The sequence below is a fragment of the Spirillospora sp. NPDC047418 genome, assembly GCF_040643275.1.
Classification (GTDB): Bacteria; Actinomycetota; Actinomycetes; order Streptosporangiales; family Streptosporangiaceae; genus Spirillospora.
In genome coordinates this window covers 33,705-54,239 of the sequence record NZ_JBEYTW010000013.1, presented here as the reverse complement: position 1 = coordinate 54,239, position 20,535 = coordinate 33,705, and the positions used below count along the sequence as shown (strand labels likewise).

At 73.8% G+C, this 20,535-nt stretch carries 24 protein-coding genes and 1 riboswitch; of the genes, 7 read left to right on the top strand and 17 right to left on the bottom strand.

Annotation, left to right across the window (positions count from 1 at the left end; all coding sequences use genetic code 11):
- The first annotated feature begins 18 nt into the window (after positions 1-18).
- Positions 19-804, top strand: coding sequence for a LytR/AlgR family response regulator transcription factor (locus ABZ806_RS10910; protein WP_500216699.1), 786 nt, complete (start codon positions 19-21; stop codon positions 802-804).
- 586 nt (positions 805-1,390) lie between these two features.
- Entirely contained in the window at positions 1,391-1,606 is a 216-nt protein-coding gene (locus ABZ806_RS10905; RefSeq protein WP_500216698.1) for a hypothetical protein, read from the top strand.
- Positions 1,607-2,040: 434 nt separating this feature from the next.
- Here ABZ806_RS10905 and ABZ806_RS10900 read toward each other — a convergent pair whose 3' ends face one another.
- The 8 genes from ABZ806_RS10900 to thiO all read right to left on the bottom strand — a co-directional run bounded on the left by ABZ806_RS10900 (position 2,041) and on the right by thiO (position 8,896).
- Positions 2,041-2,256 carry a hypothetical protein gene (locus ABZ806_RS10900; RefSeq protein ID WP_500216697.1) on the bottom strand — a complete coding sequence of 72 codons (216 nt, stop codon included), beginning with the start codon at positions 2,254-2,256 and terminating at the stop codon, positions 2,041-2,043.
- 181 nt (positions 2,257-2,437) lie between these two features.
- Positions 2,438-2,701 (bottom strand): hypothetical protein, encoded by a 264-nt coding sequence (locus ABZ806_RS10895; protein WP_500216696.1) that lies wholly within the window; start codon positions 2,699-2,701, stop codon positions 2,438-2,440.
- Positions 2,702-2,861: 160 nt separating this feature from the next.
- On the bottom strand, positions 2,862-3,710 hold the full coding sequence (locus ABZ806_RS10890; protein ID WP_500216695.1) for a deoxyribonuclease IV: 849 nt from the start codon (positions 3,708-3,710) through the stop codon (positions 2,862-2,864).
- A 20-nt stretch (positions 3,711-3,730) separates the two neighbouring features.
- Positions 3,731-5,650 carry a Stk1 family PASTA domain-containing Ser/Thr kinase gene (gene pknB, locus ABZ806_RS10885; RefSeq protein ID WP_500216694.1) on the bottom strand — a complete coding sequence of 640 codons (1,920 nt, stop codon included), beginning with the start codon at positions 5,648-5,650 and terminating at the stop codon, positions 3,731-3,733.
- A gap of 36 nt (positions 5,651-5,686) precedes the next feature.
- Positions 5,687-6,658: a DMT family transporter gene (locus ABZ806_RS10880; protein ID WP_500216693.1), complete on the bottom strand. Its 972-nt coding sequence runs from the start codon at positions 6,656-6,658 to the stop codon at positions 5,687-5,689.
- A 144-nt stretch (positions 6,659-6,802) separates the two neighbouring features.
- Positions 6,803-7,573, bottom strand: a complete 771-nt coding sequence (locus ABZ806_RS10875) for a thiazole synthase (protein ID WP_500216692.1) — start codon at positions 7,571-7,573, stop codon at positions 6,803-6,805.
- 1 nt (position 7,574) lies between these two features.
- Complete coding sequence (gene thiS / locus ABZ806_RS10870; protein ID WP_500216691.1) at positions 7,575-7,775, bottom strand: sulfur carrier protein ThiS; 201 nt, start codon at positions 7,773-7,775, stop codon at positions 7,575-7,577.
- Complete coding sequence (gene thiO, locus ABZ806_RS10865; RefSeq protein ID WP_500216690.1) at positions 7,772-8,896, bottom strand: glycine oxidase ThiO; 1,125 nt, start codon at positions 8,894-8,896, stop codon at positions 7,772-7,774. The genes thiS and thiO overlap by 4 nt, the downstream gene beginning before the upstream one ends.
- Positions 8,886-8,998, bottom strand: a riboswitch (TPP riboswitch). (Overlaps the previous gene by 11 nt.)
- 95 nt (positions 8,999-9,093) lie before the next feature.
- On the opposite strand from thiO, the gene ABZ806_RS10860 reads away from it, so the two are divergent.
- The 4 genes from ABZ806_RS10860 to ABZ806_RS10845 all read left to right on the top strand — a co-directional run bounded on the left by ABZ806_RS10860 (position 9,094) and on the right by ABZ806_RS10845 (position 11,787).
- Positions 9,094-10,308 carry an NAD(P)/FAD-dependent oxidoreductase gene (locus ABZ806_RS10860; protein ID WP_500216689.1) on the top strand — a complete coding sequence of 405 codons (1,215 nt, stop codon included), beginning with the start codon at positions 9,094-9,096 and terminating at the stop codon, positions 10,306-10,308.
- Positions 10,309-10,389: 81 nt separating this feature from the next.
- Positions 10,390-10,764 carry an Rv2175c family DNA-binding protein gene (locus ABZ806_RS10855; protein WP_500216688.1) on the top strand — a complete coding sequence of 125 codons (375 nt, stop codon included), beginning with the start codon at positions 10,390-10,392 and terminating at the stop codon, positions 10,762-10,764.
- A 126-nt stretch (positions 10,765-10,890) separates the two neighbouring features.
- Complete coding sequence (gene thiE / locus ABZ806_RS10850; RefSeq protein ID WP_500216687.1) at positions 10,891-11,559, top strand: thiamine phosphate synthase; 669 nt, start codon at positions 10,891-10,893, stop codon at positions 11,557-11,559.
- A 63-nt stretch (positions 11,560-11,622) separates the two neighbouring features.
- The gene (locus tag ABZ806_RS10845; RefSeq protein WP_346046452.1) at positions 11,623-11,787 is read left to right on the top strand and encodes a hypothetical protein; all 165 of its coding nucleotides are present in this window, start codon (positions 11,623-11,625) and stop codon (positions 11,785-11,787) included.
- 15 nt (positions 11,788-11,802) lie between these two features.
- Here ABZ806_RS10845 and ABZ806_RS10840 read toward each other — a convergent pair whose 3' ends face one another.
- The 4 genes from ABZ806_RS10840 to ABZ806_RS10825 all read right to left on the bottom strand — a co-directional run bounded on the left by ABZ806_RS10840 (position 11,803) and on the right by ABZ806_RS10825 (position 16,806).
- Positions 11,803-12,882 carry a serine/threonine-protein kinase gene (locus ABZ806_RS10840; protein ID WP_500216686.1) on the bottom strand — a complete coding sequence of 360 codons (1,080 nt, stop codon included), beginning with the start codon at positions 12,880-12,882 and terminating at the stop codon, positions 11,803-11,805.
- 92 nt (positions 12,883-12,974) lie between these two features.
- Positions 12,975-15,116, bottom strand: a complete 2,142-nt coding sequence (locus ABZ806_RS10835) for a beta-glucosidase family protein (protein ID WP_500216685.1) — start codon at positions 15,114-15,116, stop codon at positions 12,975-12,977.
- Positions 15,116-15,676 carry a carboxymuconolactone decarboxylase family protein gene (locus ABZ806_RS10830; protein WP_500216684.1) on the bottom strand — a complete coding sequence of 187 codons (561 nt, stop codon included), beginning with the start codon at positions 15,674-15,676 and terminating at the stop codon, positions 15,116-15,118. The genes ABZ806_RS10835 and ABZ806_RS10830 overlap by 1 nt, the downstream gene beginning before the upstream one ends.
- A gap of 77 nt (positions 15,677-15,753) precedes the next feature.
- Positions 15,754-16,806: a polyprenyl synthetase family protein gene (locus ABZ806_RS10825; RefSeq protein ID WP_500216683.1), complete on the bottom strand. Its 1,053-nt coding sequence runs from the start codon at positions 16,804-16,806 to the stop codon at positions 15,754-15,756.
- Between the two features lie 170 nt (positions 16,807-16,976).
- On the opposite strand from ABZ806_RS10825, the gene metF reads away from it, so the two are divergent.
- Positions 16,977-17,912, top strand: a complete 936-nt coding sequence (gene metF, locus ABZ806_RS10820) for a methylenetetrahydrofolate reductase [NAD(P)H] (RefSeq protein WP_500216682.1) — start codon at positions 16,977-16,979, stop codon at positions 17,910-17,912.
- On the opposite strand, the gene ABZ806_RS10815 is transcribed toward metF, so the two are convergent.
- Genes ABZ806_RS10815 through ABZ806_RS10795 form a run of 5 tightly spaced genes read right to left on the bottom strand, consistent with a single transcriptional unit; the run spans position 17,849 to position 20,532 of the window.
- Positions 17,849-18,451: a GNAT family N-acetyltransferase gene (locus ABZ806_RS10815; RefSeq protein WP_500216681.1), complete on the bottom strand. Its 603-nt coding sequence runs from the start codon at positions 18,449-18,451 to the stop codon at positions 17,849-17,851. The genes metF and ABZ806_RS10815 overlap by 64 nt on opposite strands.
- A 10-nt stretch (positions 18,452-18,461) precedes the next feature.
- Complete coding sequence (locus tag ABZ806_RS10810; protein WP_500216680.1) at positions 18,462-18,794, bottom strand: hypothetical protein; 333 nt, start codon at positions 18,792-18,794, stop codon at positions 18,462-18,464.
- 17 nt (positions 18,795-18,811) lie between these two features.
- The gene (locus tag ABZ806_RS10805) at positions 18,812-19,660 is read right to left on the bottom strand and encodes a hypothetical protein (protein ID WP_500216679.1); all 849 of its coding nucleotides are present in this window, start codon (positions 19,658-19,660) and stop codon (positions 18,812-18,814) included.
- Between the two features lie 56 nt (positions 19,661-19,716).
- Positions 19,717-20,067 carry an arsenate reductase family protein gene (locus ABZ806_RS10800; RefSeq protein WP_500216678.1) on the bottom strand — a complete coding sequence of 117 codons (351 nt, stop codon included), beginning with the start codon at positions 20,065-20,067 and terminating at the stop codon, positions 19,717-19,719.
- Entirely contained in the window at positions 20,068-20,532 is a 465-nt protein-coding gene (locus ABZ806_RS10795; protein ID WP_500216677.1) for a YbaK/EbsC family protein, read from the bottom strand.
- Positions 20,533-20,535 lie beyond the last annotated feature (3 nt).

Genomic DNA, 20,535 nt, shown 5'->3' with positions numbered 1-20,535 from the left:
CGCGGCAAAGTCGCCCTCATGCTCCACGTCCTTGCCGTCGACGATGAACGCCCCGCGCTGGAGGAACTCGCCCATCTCCTCCGCGAGGACCCGCGGATCGGCCGGGTCACCGGCGCGGGCGACGCCTCGGCGGCGCTCCGCGACCTGAGCCGCATGCTCGTCGAGGGCGAGCGCCTCGACGCGGTGTTCCTGGACATCCGGATGCCGGGCCTCGACGGGCTCGACTTCACCCGGCTGCTCACCGGGTTCGCCGCGCCCCCGCACGTGGTGTTCGTGACCGCGCACGACGACTGCGCCGTCACCGCCTACGAGCTGGGCGCGCTCGACTACCTGCTGAAGCCCGTCCGGCCCGAGCGGCTCGCCGAGTCGGTCCGCCGCGTCGCCGAGGCCGTGCACCGGACCGGCACGCCCGCGGCCGAGCCCACCGACCCCGACGACGAGCTGATCCCCGTCGAGCTCGGCGGCCGCACCCGGCTCGTCTCCCGCCGGACGGTGACGCACGTGGAGGCGCAGGGCGACTACGTCCGGCTGCACACCGCCGACGGCGGCTACCTGGTGCGGATGCCGCTGTCGGCGCTGACCAAGCGGTGGGAACCGGCCGGGTTCATCCGGATCCACCGCAGCACCCTGGTCGCGTGCGCGCACATCACCGAGGTCCGCTTCGACGGCGGCCGCGCGGCCGTCCGGATCGGCGACGAGCTGCTGCAGGTCAGCCGCCGGCACACCCGCGAGGTGCGGGATCGCCTGGTGCGCAGCTTCCACCAGAACGGGGACGGTCCGGGGCAGGCCGGCGATGCCCGCTGAACGCCGCGTCGCGGCGTCACCGGGGACGGCCGCCCCCGCCCGGACGCCCCCGCACGCCGCCCGGCGCCCGCACCGCCGACACGGAGCCACCGGACCCCGGCCCGCCGGACCCCGACCCACTCCATACCGCCCCCACCACCCCCGCAAAACCCACAAGGTCCACCGGGTCCGCAGGGTCCGCTGCGTCCACCGGGTTCACCGCGCCCGCAGGGTCCGCCGCGTCTATCGGGTCCGGCGCGTTCGCTAGGTTGGGCTGGGGCTGGGGCTGGGGCTGGGGCTGGGGGTGCTCGGGGGCGTTGGGGCGAGTGCTCTGATTCGCGCTTAGTTGCGGACGGCCTTCGGGACCGGTGCGGTCGTTCTCGTCGTCCTGGTGGGTCTGCCGTTGTCGGCGCTCGTCCCGGCGGGCCCGCGTGCACGGGGTGCCGCTGTGCTGGCTCGTCCTCGTCCTCGTCCCTCGGCGTCCAGCCCCTCTTGATCGCGCTCGCGTTCCGGCAGCTGAGACGGGCCGAGCGCGCGGCGGACCGCCGGTGACCGTGCCGGCCGCGGCGGCGGCGCTCGCCGCACTCGCCGCCCCCTGTCCGGCGGGATGCGCAGCATCACCCCGGTGCAGGCCGTCCAGTTCTGGGTGAAGCTGGCCGCCGTGGCGGTGCCCGCCGTCGCGCTGCTCGGGACGTGGCACATGTCCGCGGACTCCGGCCCGCTCGGCACCGGCGTCCCCCGGTTCGAGCACGCCACGCGGCCGCGACAACCGGAACAGTCGCGATTGCGACCGAAGGCAGGTTCGAGCGAAGCGAGAACCTGATCGCGCAGCGAGCTGCTAGGCGAGTCGGAGCGATGCAGCAATCGCACCGCATTTCTCGACGATGGAGGGCCGCCAGGCCCGAAGGAGGAGAGAAAGGCAATGAACACAGCACGACTCGGGCGCCGCTGGACAACCCCCCGACTGTTCAGCGACGCCCGAGCCACAGGCCACCGGATCCCACCCCCCCGGTACGGGATCCGGCGACTCCGATCCGGCTTGCGCCGGATCTCCGGGATTTGCTCTTGTGGCGTGTGGTGCCACTGAGAACACTAGACGCGCCGCACGGCTCGGCGGCACCAAGAAAACGCGACCGTCGATGAGCGGTACGTAGTCGTAGATGTGCGTAGCGTAGTTGTACGACGAGCGGTCTGTGCGGCGGGACGAGCGGTCGCGCGGGAACGGTCGCCGTGTCGGGGAGTCCGTTCGTGGATGAGTTACGGGGCGAGCGCCTTCTCCGGGAGGTGGAGCCGACGCAGTGCGTGGGGGACGCGGCGGCGGGTCGGCAGCGACACTGCGGCCATGACGGCGAACGCGGTCGGCGCGATCGGCGGGACCGGCTCGGCGAGGACGGCCGCGGGCCAGCCGGCGGTGGCGTCCCGGAAGAGGCGGGCGACGCCGGTGCGGAACGCGGCCGGGCCGGTGCGGCGCACGCACTGCGAGAGCGTCCCCGCCGACGGCGACGGCGAGCCCGCACGACGCGGAGTTGAACGCGGCGAACGCGCCGGCGGTGACGAGGCCGGTGAGCAGCGCGCCGGGCGGTCCGGGGATCATGCGGCGCGGGAGCAGCAGGAGGGTCGCGTCGGTGTCGCCGGTCATGAGCAGTTCGGGGGCCTACAGGCGTCCGAGCGTTCCTGGGAGGGCGGGGAACACAGAGAACAGGGCGAGGAGGACGGGCACGAGCGCGGCCGTGCGGCCGGCATCGCTCCCGGAGGCGTTGGCGAAGAAGCGCATCAGGATGTGGGGTAACCCCATCGTGCCCAGCAGGACGCACAGCATCGCCGAGTAGGTGCGGAAGAGCGCGTGCTCCTCGCTGCGGGTGAACGGCGTCGCCCAGGTGCCGCCGTCCTGGGCGGGCAGCCGTTCGGCGTGCGGCACCGCCGTGCCGCCGGGGAAGATGACGTCGGTCCCGCGGCCGATGGTGTGGGCGCCCGCGGCCAGCGGGACCGGCTCGCCGCCGCGGTGACGTCGGTGTGCATGTGCACGCTGAGGCGGCGGCTAAAGGCGGTGCGTGCTGTGGTGGGACCTTTGCTGCTGCTTACGTGTCGCGTAGGCGTTTTAGGGTTTCTATGTCCTTCGCGTGTGGCTCGGGGGCCCTGCCCGGGGTCTCGATGATGAAGGGGAGGCCCTGTACTGCTGGGTGGTCGAAGAGGTCTGCGAAGGGGTGTTCGCCGATCTGGCCGGCGCCGATGTTCTCGTGGCGGTCTCGGCCGGAGGCGCAGGGGTCCTTCGAGTCGTTGGCGTGGATCAGCTTCAGGCGGCCCTCGCCCACGGTCGCCACCAGGGCGTCGATCGTGTCCTTGGCGCCGCCCGGGGCCGCCAGGTCGTGGCCGGCGGCGAAGGCGTGGCAGGTGTCGAAGCAGACGCCCAGCTTCGGGTGGTGCTCCAGCTTCTCGAAGAACGGGCCCAGGTCCTGGACCTTGGCGCACAGCATGTTGTTCTGGCCCGCCATGGGCTCCAGGAGGAGGTCCGGGCCGTCGTCCGGGATCTCTTCGAGGAGGGGCAGGACGTGCTCGCGGACCTGCGCCATGGCCTCGTCGTAGGTCTGGGACACGGCGGAGCCGGTGTGGACGACGACGCCGCGGGCGCCGATGGCCCGGCCGCGGGTCAGCGAGTGGCGGACGGTCGCGACCGACTTGGCCAGGGTCTCCGGGGTGGGGGAGCCGAAGTTCACCAGGTACGGGGCGTGCACGTAGACGGGGATGCCGTGCTCGCGGAGCCTCGCGTCCTCGGCGGGCCTCCCCTCGGGGAGCGCCCAGCCGCGCGGGTTGGAGACGAACACCTGGATCGCCTCGGCGCCGATCTGCGCCGCGTACTTCAGGCCGCCGGTGGCGAGGCCGCCGGCCACGGGGACGTGCGCCCCGACGGGGCTGTTCGGTGAGGTCATAGCCGGTTCAGCCTAGCCGGTCACGGGCCCCGGACGATGGTGACCGTGGAGCCGCGCCGGGCCTCGCCGCTGGAGGGCGACTGGAACCGGACGACGTCGCCGCCGAAGCCCGTCACGTTGACCTTGAAGCCGGACTCCTTCAGGGCCTTCCTGGCGTCGTTGACGGTGTGGCCGGTCATGTTGGGGACGGGGACGTTCTGGTCGCCGCCGTCGTCGCAGCCGAACTGGAACGGGCCCGCGTCGACGATGCAGTCGCGCTTGTTGACGACGATGGTGACGTCGTCGCCGCGGGAGACGCCGGTGCCCTCGGCCGGGTCCTGGCTGATCACCGTGTTGGGCTCCTTGCCGCCCACCTGCTTCTTCTGGACGGTGACGTTCAGGCCCATGGAGCGCAGCTGGTTCGCGGCGGCGTCCCCGTTCCGCCCGAGGAGGCCGGGCATCGACATGCCGGTGGAGACGACGATGGCGACCGGCTCGTCCGGCGACCGCTTCTCGCCGCCGTCCGGGTCGGTGCCGATGACCTTGTCCTTCGCGACGGTCTGGGACGGGCTCGTGCTCGTCTCGCCCACCGTGAAGCCCTTGTCCTCCAAGGTCTTCTTGGCGTCGGCGAGGCTCTTGCCCGCGACGTCGGGGACCTCGCGGGGCGTGATCCCCCTGGACGGCGTGAGCGTCACCGTCTGCCCCTTGGCGACGCGGGCGCCGGCGGGCGGGTCGGACTTGGCGACGCCGCCCTTGTGGACGCGGTCGTCGTAGACCGCCTTGGCCGTCCGCACGTCCAGCCCGTTGGAGCGCAGCTGGTCGCGGGCGTCGGAGACCTTCATGCCGATGATCGACGACGGGACGTGCTCGTACTGGCCGGACGTCTGGTACCAGACGGCCCAGCCGAGGATGAGCGCGGCGATCGCGCCGAGGGCGACCAGGACGTAGCGGCCGGTCAGCGCGCCGATGGCGCGGTCGGCCTTCGTGCGCCGCGGGGCGTACTCCTCGGCGGGCACCGTGCGCGGGTCGAGGACGGCGGTGTGGCCCTGCGGGGGCGCCTCCAGCACGCTCGTCGTGCCCCGGCCCGACTCCTCGATGCGCCGGTCGAAGTCGCGGGGGAGCCCGCCGAGCACCTCGGCGACCTCGGCGTGGTACTGGTTCGCGTCCTGCGGGCGGCGCGCCGGGTCGTGGCCGGTGGCGTCGGTGACCAGGTCGTCCACCCGCCGGGGGATGCCGGGCACCAGGTGGGACGGCGGCGGGACCGTCTCGTTCACGTGCTTGTAGGCGACCGCGAGGGGCGTGTCGGCCTGGTGGGGGAGCTGCCCGGTGAGCAGCTCGAACAGCATGATCCCGGCGGCGTACACGTCGGAGCGGACGTCGGCGCTGCCGGACAGCACCTGCTCGGGCGCGAGGTAGCCGACCGTCCCGATGATCATGCCGGTCTTGGTCATCTTGCTCGCGGTCTCGGCCCGGGCGAGCCCGAAGTCGGCGACCTTGACCTGGCCGTCCTCGGTGATCAGCACGTTCTCGGGCTTGACGTCGCGGTGCACGAGCCCGGCGCGGTGCGCGGCGCCGAGCGCGGCGAGCACCGGCTGCACGACCTCCAGCGCGGCGCGCGGGCCGAGCCGGCCGCGCGCGGCGAGGGTGTCGCGGAGCGTGCGGCCCGCGACGTACTCCATCACCAGGAAGACGTGCTCGCCGTCGGTGCGCTGGTCGTAGACCGCGACGACGTTCGGGTGCGACAGCGCCGCCGCGGCCTTGGCCTCCCCGATGAAGCGGGCGACGAAGTCCTCGTCGGAGGCGAGTCCGGCGTGCATCACCTTGATCGCGACGGTGCGGTCGAGGCGGAGGTCCCGCGCGAGGTAGACCGTCGCCATGCCGCCGCGGGCGATGCGGGACTCAATGCGGTAGCGCCCGTCGAGCACCTGCCCGACGAGTGGATCTTCCACCGTCGTGTCCATCGGTGCGAGTTTACGGGCGGATCGCAGCGGATCTCATCAGTCGTGAGTATGAGCATCGATGAGCCCCGGGGCCGATGCGGCCGGGGCGCCCGGTTCCGCTGGGGCGGCCGGGGCGCGCCGCCCGGGCCGACGGGTGCTGCGGGACACGGCCACGCCGGCCAGGCACAGCAGGCCGCCGGCGAGCGTGACCAGCCCGGGGATCTCCCCGAGGAACAGCCACGACATCCCGACGACCAGGGCGGGCACGGCGTAGGTCGTGGCGCCCATCTTCCCGGCGGACGTGCGGGCCAGCGCGTAACCCCAGGTGGTGAACGCGATCGCGGTCGGGAAGACGCCCAGGTAGACCATGTTGAGGGTGGCCCCGGCCGGGGCGTCCGCGGCCTGGGACACCAGCTGCCCGGCGAACGGCAGGCAGAACAGCGCGCCGACGGCGCACGCGAACGTGGTGAACTGCAGCGCGGAGGCGTGCCGCAGCGCGGGCTTCTGGCTGACCACGCCCGCCGCGTACGTCACGGCGGCGACCAGGCAGAGCAGCACCCCGCCGACGGACGCGCGGCCCTCCCCGGACATCGACAGCCCGACGACGGCGGCACCGGCGAACGACACGGCCATGCCGGCGATCAGCCGGGGCGCCAGGCCCTCCTTCAGCAGCCAGCCGCCGAGGAGCGCGATCAGGATCGGGCCGATGTTGACGACGAGGGACGCGGTGCCCGCGTCCACGAGCTGCTCGCCCCAGTTCAGCGCGACCATGTAGGCGCCGAACCACAGGACGCCCGCCGTGACGATGCCCGGCCAGGCCGCCCTGGGCGGCAGCCCCTCGCGCCGGACGAGCCACAGGGCGCCCAGCACGACCGTCCCGGACAGGAGGCGGCCGAGGGCGAGGGCGCCGGGACCGTACTCGGCTCCGGCGCTGCGGATCGAGACGAAGGCGGACGCCCACAGCACCACCGTGATCGTGGCGGCGGCGACCGCGCGCCGGTCGATGCGACCTGTGCTCTCCTGCTGCATGTCATGCACCTTAGGTATGGGACATTTCCACGAACACCGAAGGAACATGCCGGGTCGCGGCATGCCCAAATGGACCGGCCCCAGTCTGCTGACGTGCTGGTTTCAGGTCTAGCGAATATTCCTACAGGCGATTCTTTAGCTCTTCTACGAGGTGGCGAGGCCCTCGAACGGCGACGACGCCTGCGCGTAGCGGCGCTTCGGAATGCGTCCGGCCAGCCTGGCGAGGCGCCCGGCCTCGACCGCGTGCCGCATCGCCGCCGCCATCCGCTCCGGGTGCCGCGCGCGGGTGACGGCGGTCGCCAGCAGCACGGCGTCGCAGCCGAGCTCCATGGCGAGCGCCGCGTCGGACGCGGTGCCGAGCCCGGCGTCCAGGATCACCGGCACGCCCGCCCGCTCCACGATCAGCTCGATGTTGTGCGGGTTGCGGATGCCGAGACCCGACCCGATCGGGGAGCCGAGCGGCATCACCGCGGCGCACCCGATCTGCTCCAGGCGGTGCGCCAGCACCGGGTCGTCATTGGTGTACGGCAGCACGACGAAGCCGTCGTCGACGAGCTGCTCGGCGGCCTCGACCAGCTCGATCGGGTCGGGCAGCAGCGTGTGCTCGTCCGCGATCACCTCCAGCTTGACCCAGTTCACGCCGAGCGCCTCGCGGGCCAGCTTGGCGGTGAGGACGGCCTCCCCGGCGGTGAAGCAGCCCGCCGTGTTCGGCAGCACCCGGATGCCGCACTCCTTCAGCACGTCCAGCACCGAGCCGCGCGCGGACGGGTCCACCCGCCGCATCGCGACCGTGGTCAGCGCCGTCCCGGACGCCGTCAGCGCCTCCCGCAGCACGTGCATGCTGGGCGCGCCGCCCGTCCCCATGATCAGCCGGGAGCCCAGCTCCTCCCCGGCGATGACCAGCGGATCCGACATGTCAGCCTCCTTGCACGGCGGTGAGCACTTCGATGCGGTCGTCCTCGCGCAGCACCGTCGTCTCCCACGCGGAACGGCGGACGACCTCGTCGTTCAGCGCGGCCGCCACGCCGGTCCCGGCGGCGCTCACCGACGCGACGACCGCGGCGACGCTCGTGCCCTCCGGCAGCTCGCGCGGCTCGCCGTTGACGATCACCTTCATGCTCGCACCTCGGAGAAACGGGCCGGGGAGAACGGCCCGGCGACCTCGGGGACGGGGGCGTCCAGCAGCATCGCGGACAGGATGTCGGCGCTCACCGGGGTCAGCAGGACGCCGTTGCGGAAGTGCCCGGTGCCGACGAACAGGCCGGGCGGCCCGGCCGGGCCCATGACCGGCGCGTTGTCCGGGGAGCCGGGCCGCAGCCCGGCGGCGACCTCGGCGAACTCCAGCTCGGTGATGCCGGGCAGCAGCTCGCGGGCGTCCCGCAGCAGCTCCCACAGCCCGCCGGCGGTGACCCGCCGGTCGAAGCCCAGCTCCTCCTGGGTGGCGCCGAGGACGATCTCGCCGTCCGCGCGCGGCACCAGGTAGACCGACGAGCCGCGGACCAGGCCGCGCGTGGTCCGGGTGAGGAAGGGCGTCCGGGTGCGGAGCCGCATCACCTGGCCCTTCACCGGGCGGACGGGCGGGACGGCTCCCGGCGGCAGCCCCTCCAGATCGCCCGACCAGGGCCCGGCGGCGATGAGCACCCGGTCGGCGCGGATCTCCGTCCCGTCGTCCAGGGCGACTCCGGCCGCCGCGCCGCCCTCGGTCAGCAGACGCACGGCCCGCCGCCGGACCAGCCGCACGCCGAGCCGCTCGGCCGCCGCGAGCAGTGCCGCGGTGAGCCGGCGCGGGTCGATCGAGCCGTCGCGCGGGGCGAGCAGCCCGCCGCGCACGCCCGGCGCGAGCATCGGCTCCGCCCGGCGGCTCTCCCGGCCGGTCAGCGCCTGGACGGGGATGCCGAGGCTCTCCTGGAAGCGGCGCAGGTCGTCGAGGTAGGTCAGGTCGTCGGAGTCGAACGCGACCTGGAGCAGCCCGTCGGTGCGGTACCCGGTCCCGAGGCCGGTCAGCTCCTCCAGTTCGGCGACGAACGCGCCGTACCGGTCGCGGGAGGCGAGGCCGAGCCGCAGCAGCGGCTCCTCGCCGTAGGTCAGCTCGCTGACCGGGGTGAGCATGCCCGCCGCCACCGACGAGGCGCCGCTCGCGGGGGACGGGTCGATCACCGTGACCGCGGCGCCCCCCGCCGCGGTGCGCCAGGCGGTCGCGAGGCCGATGACGCCCGCTCCCACGATCGCGATCTGCATGCGCGCTCCCTTCGCCGGCATGATCCGGATCAGGTCCGGCGGTCGGCGGCCCGGTCAGCCGCCCTCTCAGCCCGGTCGCACCGGACTCCCGCGCTCTGTAACGTTTTTACCCGGTTCCCACCCTACGACCTCGGCGGAGCCGTCCATCATCTGGACAGGTGTCCACCCGAAAATCGCGGCGCATTAGGCTGGCCTTCATGGAGAGCGTGATCGTCGTGGGTGGCGGGCTGGCCGGCGTGCGCGCCGTGGAGGCCCTGCGGGGCAAGGGGTACGGGGGCGCGCTGACGCTCGTGTCGGCGGAGCGGCACCGGCCCTACGACCGGCCGCCGCTGTCGAAGGCCGTCCTCGCGGGCGAGTCCGACGACACGACCGTCGACGCGGACTGGGACGCGCTGCGCTGCGACCTGCTGCTCGGCGAGCGCGCCACCGGCCTGGACCTGCACGCGCCGGGACGCGGCGGCGTGCTCGCGTCCACGGCGGGCGGCCTGCCGTTCGACGGGCTGGTCATCGCGACCGGCGCGGCCCCGGTCACGCTGCCGGGGGACGGCCGCCAGCACGTCCTGCGGACCGTCGACGACTCCCGCGACCTGCGGTCCCGGCTCACCGAGGGCGCCCGGATCGTGATCGTCGGGGCCGGCTGGATCGGCGCGGAGGTCGCGACCACCGCCGCGAAGAAGGGCTGCCGGGTCACCGTCGTGGAGGCGGCCGACACCCCGATCGCCCACGCGATCGGGCCGGAGGTGGGCGCGCTGACCGCCCCCTGGTACGCCGAGGCGGGCGTCGAGCTGCGCACCGGCGTGAAGGTCGCGGCGGTCGAGGAGGGCGGCCTGGCCCTCGCCGGCGGCGGCCGGATCGAGGCCGACGAGGTCGTGGTCGGCATCGGCGTCCGCCCGGAGGTGTCCTGGCTGGACGGCTCCGGCCTGCTGGTGCAGCGCGGCGTGGTCACCGACGGCTCGTTCCGCGCCTACCAGGGCGAGGAGGAGCCCGGCGCCCTCCGCCCGGACATCGTTGCGGTCGGCGACTGCGCCGCCTGGTGGTCGGCGCGCTACGGGCGGCGGCTCCTCGTCGAGCACTGGGACACCGCCCTCAACGCGCCCGAGACCGCCGCCGCGGCGCTCCTCGGGCAGGACGCCGCCTACGACGCCGCCCCGTACTTCTGGTCCGAGCAGTTCGGGCGCATGGTCCAGTACGCGGGCAGCCACGCCGCCGCCGAGCGGCTCGTCCACCGCGGCGACCCGTCCGGCCGCAAGTGGTCGGTGGTGTGGCTCACCGGCGACCGGCTCGACGCGATCCTCGCCGTCGACCGGCCCCGCGACCTGGTGCAGGCGAGGCGGGTGATCGCCGCCGGGACGCCGGTGGACCCCGTGGCGATCGCCGACCCGGACGTCCCCGTCCGGCAGGCCGTTCGCTGATGGCGATCGCCGCGGCGGCGGATCGGCTGTCCAGGGGGTTTGAGCGTTCCGGAGGCGTGGTAGCAAGGGGGCGTGACGCAGATGCACGCAACCGTTGACAGCGCACTCGACCCCCGGACCGACGCCCTCGCCGGCGAGTGGCTCACCCTCCGCGAGACCGCCGACCGACTCGGGATCAAGTCCAACCGGATCAAGCAGTTCATCCACGAGCACCGCATCCTCGCGGTGCGCCGGGGCGGTGAGCCGATGGTGCCCGCGGCCTTCATCAAGGACGGCCAGGTCATCAAGGGGCTGCCCGGCACACTGACCCTCCTGTCGGACGCGGGGTTCGACGACGTGGAGACCATCCGCTGGCTGTTCACCGCCGACGACACCCTGCCGGGGACGCCGGTGGACGCGCTCACCGAGAACCGGGGGACCGAGGTCCGCCGCCGAGCCCAGGCCCTCGCCTTCTAGAACCGACCGGTATCAACGGAAGACAACGCACGTGACACGATCGCGGGGCCGTGCGGCGGGACGCCCCCGCCGCGCGGCCCCGCGATCCCGTACGACCGACCGCCGCTGAAAGGACGTTCCTCCGCCGTGTCCAGGCATCTCCCCTCCGAACGCGCCGTCGCGCTGCGCGCCCGCCTCAGCCGGGCCCGCCTCTACCTCTGCACCGACGCGCGGGAGCGGCGGCGGGACCTGCCGGACTTCCTGGACGCCGTCCTCGCGAACGGCGTCGACATCGTCCAGCTCCGGCAGAAGGGCCTGGAGGCCCGCGACGAGATGACCTACCTGGAGATCTTCCGGGCGGCCTGCGAGCGGCACGGGGCGCTGCTCGCGGTCAACGACCGGGCCGACGTGGCGCAGGCCGTCCGCGCGGACGTGCTGCACCTCGGCCAGGACGACCTGCCGGTGCCCGCCGCCCGCGAGATCGTCGGCGGCGACATGCTGGTCGGCCGGTCCACGCACTCCGACGAGCAGGCGTCGGCGGCGGCCGCCGAGCCCGGCGTCGACTACTTCTGCGCGGGTCCGGTCTGGCCCACGCCGACCAAGCCGGGCCGGCCCGCGCCCGGCCCGAAGCTGCTGGAGTACACGGCGGCGCAGCGGGTCCCGCGGCCGTGGTTCGCGATCGGCGGCATCGACCTCGGGAACCTCGGCGAGGTGCTCGCGGCGGGCGCGACGCGGGTCGTGGTGGTGCGGGCCATCACCGAGGCGGACGATCCCGGCGCCGCGGCGGCCGAGTTCGCGCGCCGGCTGGCGGGCTGACCCGCCCGGCCCGGCGGGGGGCCGCGGCGCGGGCCGCTCGGGCGATCACCGACAATGGGGATCATGAGCGTGGGACCTGACGACGACGACCGCACCGTCGACCTGGACGACGACCTGGAGATCCTGCCCGACCAGACGTCCGACGACACCGACACGGGCTGGGGCGACTGGCGCGCGACCGACGACAACGACGCGCGCCTTCTGGAGGACCGCCCGCCGCACTGGTAGGACCGGACCGGCCCGTCAGAACATCATGCCGAGCGCGAACCCGGCGACGACGACCGCGCCGAGCGCGACCATCATCCGCCAGCGGTAGCGCGGTATCCGGGTCGGGCGCGGCCGCGGCGCCGGGCCCTGGCCCCCTCGCAGCGCCCGGACGAGCTGCGGCGCGGTCGGCCGCGCGGCCGGGTTCTTGTCCAGGCAGCGGGCCGCGAGGTCGCGCAGCGGGCCCTGCAGGTCGCCGAGTTCGGGCCGCCGGGAGGTGACGCGGCGCATCACCGCCGCGCTCGGCCCGGTGCCGAACGGCGGGCGCCCGGTCGCGGCGAACACGATCGCGGCGCCCCAGGCGAAGACGTCGGCGGGCGGCCCGACCGGCTCGTCCTCGATCTGCTCGGGCGCCATGTAGGCGGGCGTGCCGACGGGGCCGGTGGTCAGCGGGGCCGCGTCGGCGGTGCGGGCGATGCCGAAGTCGATGACCTTGGCGCCGTCCGGGCCGAGCAGCACGTTGCCGGGCTTGAAGTCGCGGTGCACGATCCCGGCGCGGTGGATCGCGGCGAGCGCCGCCGCGGTCCGCAGCGCGACCTTGCGCAGTTGCGGGGCGGGCAGCGGCCCGCGGTCGGCGACGACGTCCTGCAGCGACGGGCCCTCGACGAACTCGCTGACGATGTAGGGGCGGTCGCCGGTCATGTCGGCGTCCAGCACCCGCGCGGTGTGCCGCCCCGACACCCGCAGGGCGGCGTCCGCCTCCTTGACGAAGCGGCTGCGCGCCCGGTGCCCGGCCGTCGCGCCGCCGCGCAGCAGCTTCACCGTGACCAGATCGCCGTCGCCGTCCCGGCCGAGGTACACGATGCCCTGGCCGCCCTCGCCGAGCCGGCCGAGCAGCGTGTAGCCGCCGAGGCCGCGCGGGTCGTCGGGGCCGAGCGGCGCGCCGCGCCGCCGGTCGCGGCCGTGCCCGGGGCGGGGCCCGCCGCCCGGGCGTCCCTGCCCGGCCCGGGGCTTGCCGGCGCGGCCGCCGTGCCCCGGATGCGCCGGGCGCCCGGTACGGGCGCCGGCGGGACGCGGGGAATGCGGATTCGTCCTCCCGCGGGAGGTGTCGTGCGGCACTGGATGACTCCGACTCGGCGGGGGCGGACGAAGATTTCCTTATTTGTACCGTGTGACGGCTGGGCACGGCAGGGGAACCGAGATCTTTGTTTTTACTGGCATGTCCCCAGTGTCCCCTTCTGGGTGATCTTTCGGGACGAGGCGCCGACCATGACCGTGTAGCAGCCGTCCGCGACCTTCCACGCCTTCGCCTCCTCGTTCCAGTAGGCGAACGACCGCGCGGACAGCGGGAACGTCACCGTGGTGCTCGCGCCAGGCGCGAGGGTGACCTTGCTGTAGCCCTTGAGCTGCTTGGGGGGCTGCCGCACGTCCACGCCCGGCGAGGGCATGCCGATGTAGAGCTGCGGGACGGCGACCCCCGTACGGCCGCCCGTGTTGGTGACGGTCACCTGGACCGCCTTGGTGCTCGCCTTGAGCCCGCTGTAGGAGAACGTCGTGTAGGACAGGCCGTGCCCGAACGGGAACCGCGGCGCGATGCCCTTCGCGTCGTAGTGCCGGTAGCCGACCATGACGCCCTCGGAGAACGTGACGGTCTTGTCGACACCGGGGTATTGGGCGGGGTTCCCGGACGCCGGGGCGTCGTTCTCGTTCACGGGGAAGGTCACCGGCAGCCGCCCACCCGGGTCGACGTCCCCGTACAGGACGCGCGCGAGGGCGTTCCCCGCCTCCTGGCCCGGATACCAGGCCTCGACGATGCCCTTCACCTGGCCGGCCCAGGGCGTCAGCACGGGCCCGCCCGTGTTCAGCACGACGATCGTGTTGGGGTTGGCCTTGGCGACCTCGGAGATCAGCCCGTCCTGGTCGCCCCGGAGCGGTTCGCCGCACTGGAGCGTCAGGCACGACTTGTCGAAGAACTCGCCCTGGCTGTCGGTGGCGAACACGATGGCGACGTCGGCGTTGCGCGCCGCGTTCGCGGCGTCGCCGCGGTCGTCGCCGTTGGTGTAGGTGATCGCGGTGCCGGATCCGGCGCGGCGCGCGATGCCGTCCCGCGCGCTGACCGTCGTGAACGGCACGACCTTCGCCGAGCCGAACCCGCTCGGCGCGTCCTGTGCGGCCCGCCCGATCAGCGCGATCGACTTCGGCGCCGCCAGCGGAAGGGCGCCGTCGTTCTTCAGCAGCGTGATCCCCGCCTCCTCGATCCGGCGCGCGGCGGTCTCGCTCGCCGTCCGGTCGATGCGGGACAGGTCGTTGGGGTACGCCTGCCGGTCGAACACCCCGAACTTGAACATCGTCCGCAGGATGTTGCCGGCGTGCCCGTCGATGGTCGCCTGCGTAACCTTCTTCTGGGCGACGGCCATCTTCAGCATGAACGCGTTGTACTTCATGCTGATCGGCAGCTCCATGTCGAGCCCGCCGTTGGCGGCCCCCACGGTGTCCTGCACGGCGGTGTGGTCGGACGGCACGAACCCCGTGAAGCCCCACTCGGACCGCAGGATCTTGTTGAGGACGCCGTCGTCCTGGCACGCCCACCGGCCGTTCAGCTTCCCGAACCCGCACATGACGGTCGCCGCGCCGCCCTCCTTCACCGCGGCCTCGAACGGCGGCAGGTAGATCTCCCGCAGCGTGCGCGGGTCGACGTTCATGGCGAGCGACAGCCGGTCCTGCTCCTGCGTGTAGACGGCCATGTGCTTGACCGACGTCATCACGCCCTGCGCCTGCGCGCCCCTGATCCACGGGGCGCCGAGCGTCGCCGACAGGTAGGGGTCCTCGCCGAAGCCCTCGAACGTCCGGCCGTTGCGGGGCGTGCGCAGGACGTCCACGGTCGGGCCGAAGACCAGGTCGTTGCCGCGGTGCCTGGCCTCCCACGCGACCGTCCCGCCGTACAGCCCCGCGGCGTCCCGGTCGAAGCCCGCGGCGAGCGCGATCGGCGCGGGCAGCGCGGTCGCCTTGCCCTGCCGGACGCCGGCCGGGCCGTCGGCCATGTAGACGGGCGGGATGCCGAGCCGCTCGATCCCGCGGTTGGTGTCGGCGTGCGCGTCCTCGAAGAACCCGCCGAGCGGGCCGCCGAACGGGTCGTCGGACGCCAGCAGCGCGATCTTCTCGTCGTCGGTCATCCGCGGCAGCAGCAGCGCCGTCCGCTGGTGGGGCGTCAGCGAGGCGTCGCACCAGGGCCGCTGCACCGGGTCGCCGCAGCGGCCCGCCGCGGCCCGCGCGTCCTGCGGCGCCGGGACCGCCGTCAGGGCCAGCACCGCCGTGAGCGCCCCCGCCGCCGGGAGCCACCGTCCCGCCCGCATCAGTGCCCCTCCCCGTTCTGGACGCTTTCCTCGTTCTGGACGCGCAGGGCGTTCAGCGCGAACGCGACCATGTGGTAGTGGCCGATGAGGATGACCAGCTCGATCAGCTCGCGCTCCCCGAACCGGGTGGCCAGCTCCGTCCAGGTCGCGTCGGTGACGGTTCCGGACGCGTGCAGCTCGTCCGCCGCGGTGAGGACCATGTGGTCGTCGTCGCTCCAGTCGTGCGCGTCGATGTCGAGCCGGAGCGCCGCGATCTCGTCCTCGGTGAGCCCGGCGCCGAGCGCGAGCCCGCGGTGGTGGTGCCACTCGTAGCCGCAGGACCGGTGGTGCGCGGTCCGCATGATCGCCAGCTCGCGGTCGCGGGCGCCGAGCGTGCCCTTCATGAGCAGCATCGACCCGAACCCGATCCAGGAGTGGAACAGGTCCGGGTGCCGGGCGAGCGTGGTGAAGATGTTCAGCGGACCGGTCGTGGCGGCCACGGCCTTGAGGACGTCGTCCCACGCGTCCTCGGGCAGCGGATCGAAGCGCGGGACGCGATTCCCCGGGGTGTCGGCGCACATGGCGACATTTCTGCCACCAATCAGTGGGAAAGTTCTAGTCCACCGGGGAAATTTGGCCGAATCGTGTCATTAATCACTTACGTGGTCCGTGTGGTCGCCGCGACGGCCAGCTCCTCCAGGGCCTGCCGGGACTCGTCGGTGACCGGGGCCGAGGCGAGGATCTTCTCCGCCTCCCGCTGGTACCGCTCGATCATGGCCTCGCAGGCGGCCAGCCCGCCGGTCTCCTCGATGATCGTGCGCAGCTCGTCCACGCCGGGGCGGTCCAGGGCGGGGTCGCCGAGGCGGCGCTGCACCGCGGCGGCCTGCGCGGCGGTGGCGCGTTCCAGGGTCAGCGCGATGAGCACGGTCCGCTTGCCCTCGCGCAGGTCGTCGCCGGCGGGCTTGCCCGTCGCGGCCGGGTCGCCGAACACGCCGAGCACGTCGTCGCGGAGCTGGAAGGCGATGCCGAGCGGCAGGCCGTAGCCGGTGAGCGCGGCGGTCACGTCCGGGCGGGCGCCTGCCAGCGCGGCGCCGAGGTGCAGCGGGCGCTCGATCGTGTACTTGGCGCTCTTGTACTCGACCACGCGCAGCGCCGTCGCGACGGTCGCCAGGCCGCGGGTGCCCTCCAGCATGTCGAGGTACTGCCCGCACATGACCTCGGTGCGCATCAGGTCGTAGACGGCCCGGCCGCGGCGGCGGCGCTCGGGCTCCAGCCCGCACGTCTCGAACATCTCGCTCGACCAGGCCAGGCACAGGTCGCCCAGCAGGATCGCGGAGCCGCCGCCGAACGCCTGCGCGTCCCCCGGCCAGCCCTGCGCGCGATGCAGCGCCTCGAACCGGCGGTGGGCGGACGGCTGGCCCCGGCGGGTGTCGCTGGAGTCCATCACGTCGTCGTGGACGAGCGCGCTCGCCTGGAGCAGCTCCAGGGACGCGGCGGCGGCCACGATGCCGGGGCCGTCCTCGCCGCCCGCGGCGCGCCACCCCCAGTAGCAGAACGCGGGCCGCAGCCGCTTGCCGCCGCCGAGCAGGGCGTCGAGGGCGGACAGCAGCGGCGCGAGGTCGTCGCTGATGGTCAGCAGCGCGGGGCGCTGCCGGTCGACGAAGCCGAGGAGGGCCTCGTCGACCTCCTTGCGGATACGGCTGGTCGACATGCCGAGATCGTATCCACGTGGGGCGATTCAACCTTGCCCCCAGAACGTGAGAAGTCACTGGATCTTCGGAAATAGGGGCATAACGCCCGTGAGGTGTGGTGAGCATCACGCATAACGGCGGTTCCGGAGACCTGCCGGGGCCGCCCGGGGCCCTTCTGTAGGCTTGGGGAATGCGACGTGCACGCCCCGACCGGGCCCCCACCGTCCGAGAGCTGCTGGCCTCGGGCGGGAGGTCCTTCTCGTTCGAGTTCTTCCCGCCCAAGACCGACAAGGGCGCCCGGAACCTGTGGCGCACGATCCGCGAGCTGGAGTCCCTGCACCCGACGTTCGTGTCGGTGACCTACGGCGCCGGCGGCGGCACCCGCGACACGACGGTCGACATCGTCGAGCGCATCGCGACCGACACCACGCTCACCCCCGTCGCGCACTTCACCGCCGTGAACCACTCGCAGGCCGAGCTGCGCAACCTGATCGGCCGGTTCGCCGCGGCCGGCGTCCGCAACGTCCTCGCGCTGCGCGGCGACCCGCCCGGCGACCCGATGGGGGAGTGGGTCAAGCACCCGGACGGCGTCGCGTACGCCGCCGAGCTCGTCCGGATGATCCGCTCCTACGGCGACTTCAGCGTCGGCGTGGCCGCCTTCCCCTACAAGCACCCGCGCTCGCCCGACATCGACAGCGACGTCCGGTACTTCGTCGAGAAGTGCCGGGCCGGCGCCGACTACGCGATCACCCAGATGTTCTTCCGCGCCGAGGACTACTTCCGGCTCCGCGACCGCGTCGCCGCCGCCGGCTGCGACGTGCCGATCCTGCCGGGCATCATGCCGGTGACCCAGCTGAGCACGATCGAGCGGTCCGAGCAGCTGTCGGGCGCCCCGTTCCCGCCCGAGGTCAGGGCCCGGTTCGAGGCCGTCGCCGGCGATCCGGAGGCGGTGCGCAGGCTCGGCGTCGAGCACGCCGCCGAGCTGTGCCGCGAGCTGCTCGACCAGGACGCGCCCGGCATCCACTTCATCACGTTCAACAAGTCGACGGCGACGCGCGAGGTCTACTCGCTCCTCGGCGCCGCCGAGTACGGCGCGAGGGGCAGCGTCCCGCCCATGACGGCGTAGCGCGGCCCGCCGCCCGGGAACTCGAAGTCGCTCAGCAGGTCCACCATGCCGACCGAGCGGTAGAGGTTGCGGGCCGGGGTGTCCGGCCGCCGGTCGAGCGTCGACAGCACGACCGTCCGCTCCGGCCTGCCCTCGCACAGCGCGTTGAGCAGGCTCCGGCCGAGGCCCCCGCCCTGCGCCCGCGGGTGGACGTGCAGTTCGGCGACCTCGAACGCATCGTCCAGCCACGCCTCCGCGTGCTCGGGGCCCTCCAGGTCCGACAGCGCCTGGTGGACGACGTCGTGCCACCACTGGCCGCGCGTCCCCCGGAACCCGTAGGCGAACCCCAGGACGGGGCCCGCCAGGACGGGCAGCGCCCCCCGCCGCTCGACCACGAACGCGCGGAACCCCGGGTACGAGGCGTGCCGCTCCATGATGGTGTGCCGGCCGGGGAGTTGCTCGTTCGGCGGCTCCATCGCCGCCGCGTACACGTCCAGCATGGGGTTGAGCCTGCGTAGGAAGGCGCGTTGGTCGATCTCGCGCAGCTTCGGGTCCCTCACTCGACAGAGACTAGACCCGGGGGACGGTCCGCTGGGTCGCCGAGAGCCGATCGTAGACGTCCCAGAGGATGCGGTCGGCCGCCTTGCGCAGGGCCGCGCGGTTGGCGTCGAGGCGCCCGCCCCACGCGCGCGCCTCCGGGCCGAGCCACGCGTCCGTCCCGCGCAGGGTCCGCACCGGCGCGTCGAGCGCCTGCCGGAGCCGGTCGATGCCGCCGTAGGCGTCCGCGTACGCCCGGTAGAGCCGCTGGTACTCCGGATTGGGCTGCTCGGACGGCGGCAGCTTCGCGGCGGCGGCGCCGGTGAGCGGCGGAGGCAGGCTCCCGGGAGGCGGGGGAGCGGCCATGGCGACCTCTCAGGCTCTCAGGCGACGTCGGTCGCTTCGGGTCCGTGCGGATCGAGCTCGGCGACGGCCGCGCGCGTCCGCTCGCTCAGGGCCGCCGCCGTGAGCACCTGGACGGCGGCGGGGCGGACCCCCGCGCGGTCGGCCTCGGCGAGGAAGGCGCGCAGCCACTTCACGTCCATCGCCAGGTGGTGGCTGGACACGCCGAGCGACTCCTGGACGGCCGCCAGCCTCGCCTCGTCCCCGCCGGCGGCCTTCAGCAGATCGGCGGTGGCCGCCGGGCCGAGCCTTTCGTAGAGCTTCTCGGTGTAGTCGGGGTCATCGGCGTTGGCCTCGAGGTGCTTCCAGACCGAGCCGGGGACCGGCCTACCGTCCTGGACGGCCGCCACCACGGTCAGGGCGTCCGTCCTGGCGGCCTTGGCGGCGGCCTGCCGGGTGGGGAAGTTGCCGATGTCGCCCGCCCCTCTCGGCGTGGGCGCCGGCTCGAACCGGGGAGGCGCCGCCTTAGCGGACGGCGGCTTGACGGGCCGGGGCGTGCCCACGGGGGCCGGGGCCGTCCCGCCCGGCCGCGGCGCGGGGGCGGGCGGCGGCGGGGCGTCCACCCCGCCGCCGGGGGACGGATGGGTGACCGCGTAGCTGTGCCGGCGCGACAGCATCCCGAGCTGGTCGGCGGCCCACTGCGCCACCTGGTCGGCCTGCCGGTACCCGGCGGCGGACACCCCCGGCGGGGGACGGTGCGCGTTCAGCCACCCCTGGATCGCGGTCTGCGCGTCCTGCAGCTGCCTGATGACCTGGTTGAGCGCGGGCGGGTCGATCCCCCGGAACTCGGGGTCGCGCGCCGCCGGGCCCGTGCGCATCTGCGCGGTCATCGCCCCTCCGGAGGTCACCGATCGTCATGCCCTGACTCCCCAGAATCACATCCGTGTCACCGGCTGTCGAGGGCCTTGCGCACCGATTCCTCGTCCCGCGCCACCACGGCGGCGTCGCCGGTCAGCACGATCGGCCGCTGGATCAGCACGGGGTTCGCCACCATGACCTCGATCCACCGGGCCCGGTCGTGCTCCATGTCCTTGAGGCCGAGCTCCTTGGCGACCGGCTCGTTCAGCCGCGCCACGTCCCACGGCTCGGCGCCGACGCGCTCGAGCACCTCGTCCAGCTCCTGCGCCGTGGGCGGCTCGTCCAGGTAGCGGCGCTCGGTGTACTCGACGCCCGCCTCGTCCAGCGCGGCCTTCGCGGCCCGGCTCTTCGAGCAGCGCGGGTTGTGCCAGATCTCCATCTACTCCACCTCCGCGGGGGTTCCCCCGGTGATCCTCAGCAGTTCCTCGTACGACGTGGGGAAGACGGTGTGCGGGTGCCCGCCGGCCGCCCAGACCTCGCCGTACCCGTCCAGCCAGACGTCCACGAGCGTACGGACCGGCGCCGGGTGGCCGAGGGGCGCCACGCCCCCGATCGGCTGCCCGGTCGCCGCCCGGACGAACTCCGGTGTCGCGCGCCGCACCTTCGCCGCGCCCACCAGCGCCGCCACCTTCGCCGTGTCCACGCGGTGCGCGCCGCTCGTCATGACCAGCAACGGAGCCCCGTCGGCGTCGAACAGCAGGCTGTTGGCGATCGCGCCCACCTCGCAGCCCAGCTGCTCGGCCGCCGCCTGGGCCGTCCGCGCGGAGTCGGGAAGCTCGATGATGGCCCCGGTCGCGCCCTGGTCGCGCAGGGCTTTCGCGACGATTTCGGCATTCGGATGCATGGG

Excerpts from the sequence above, each read along its gene's own strand:
- ABZ806_RS10910 (WP_500216699.1), top strand. The coding sequence starts at position 19 with ATGCTCCACGTCCTTGCCGTCGACGATGAACGCCCCGCGCTGGAGGAA.
- ABZ806_RS10905 (WP_500216698.1), top strand. The coding sequence starts at position 1,391 with ATGCGCAGCATCACCCCGGTGCAGGCCGTCCAGTTCTGGGTGAAGCTG.
- ABZ806_RS10890 (WP_500216695.1), bottom strand. The coding sequence starts at position 3,710 with ATGACCTCACCGAACAGCCCCGTCGGGGCGCACGTCCCCGTGGCCGGC.
- pknB (WP_500216694.1), bottom strand. The coding sequence starts at position 5,650 with ATGGACACGACGGTGGAAGATCCACTCGTCGGGCAGGTGCTCGACGGG.
- ABZ806_RS10880 (WP_500216693.1), bottom strand. The coding sequence starts at position 6,658 with ATGCAGCAGGAGAGCACAGGTCGCATCGACCGGCGCGCGGTCGCCGCC.
- ABZ806_RS10875 (WP_500216692.1), bottom strand. The coding sequence starts at position 7,573 with ATGTCGGATCCGCTGGTCATCGCCGGGGAGGAGCTGGGCTCCCGGCTG.
- thiS (WP_500216691.1), bottom strand. The coding sequence starts at position 7,775 with ATGAAGGTGATCGTCAACGGCGAGCCGCGCGAGCTGCCGGAGGGCACG.
- thiO (WP_500216690.1), bottom strand. The coding sequence starts at position 8,896 with ATGCAGATCGCGATCGTGGGAGCGGGCGTCATCGGCCTCGCGACCGCC.
- ABZ806_RS10860 (WP_500216689.1), top strand. The coding sequence starts at position 9,094 with ATGGAGAGCGTGATCGTCGTGGGTGGCGGGCTGGCCGGCGTGCGCGCC.
- ABZ806_RS10855 (WP_500216688.1), top strand. The coding sequence starts at position 10,390 with ATGCACGCAACCGTTGACAGCGCACTCGACCCCCGGACCGACGCCCTC.
- ABZ806_RS10845 (WP_346046452.1), top strand. The coding sequence starts at position 11,623 with ATGAGCGTGGGACCTGACGACGACGACCGCACCGTCGACCTGGACGAC.
- ABZ806_RS10835 (WP_500216685.1), bottom strand. The coding sequence starts at position 15,116 with ATGCGGGCGGGACGGTGGCTCCCGGCGGCGGGGGCGCTCACGGCGGTG.
- ABZ806_RS10830 (WP_500216684.1), bottom strand. The coding sequence starts at position 15,676 with ATGTGCGCCGACACCCCGGGGAATCGCGTCCCGCGCTTCGATCCGCTG.
- ABZ806_RS10825 (WP_500216683.1), bottom strand. The coding sequence starts at position 16,806 with ATGTCGACCAGCCGTATCCGCAAGGAGGTCGACGAGGCCCTCCTCGGC.
- metF (WP_500216682.1), top strand. The coding sequence starts at position 16,977 with ATGCGACGTGCACGCCCCGACCGGGCCCCCACCGTCCGAGAGCTGCTG.
- ABZ806_RS10810 (WP_500216680.1), bottom strand. The coding sequence starts at position 18,794 with ATGGCCGCTCCCCCGCCTCCCGGGAGCCTGCCTCCGCCGCTCACCGGC.
- ABZ806_RS10805 (WP_500216679.1), bottom strand. The coding sequence starts at position 19,660 with ATGACCGCGCAGATGCGCACGGGCCCGGCGGCGCGCGACCCCGAGTTC.
- ABZ806_RS10800 (WP_500216678.1), bottom strand. The coding sequence starts at position 20,067 with ATGGAGATCTGGCACAACCCGCGCTGCTCGAAGAGCCGGGCCGCGAAG.
- ABZ806_RS10795 (WP_500216677.1), bottom strand. The coding sequence starts at position 20,532 with ATGCATCCGAATGCCGAAATCGTCGCGAAAGCCCTGCGCGACCAGGGC.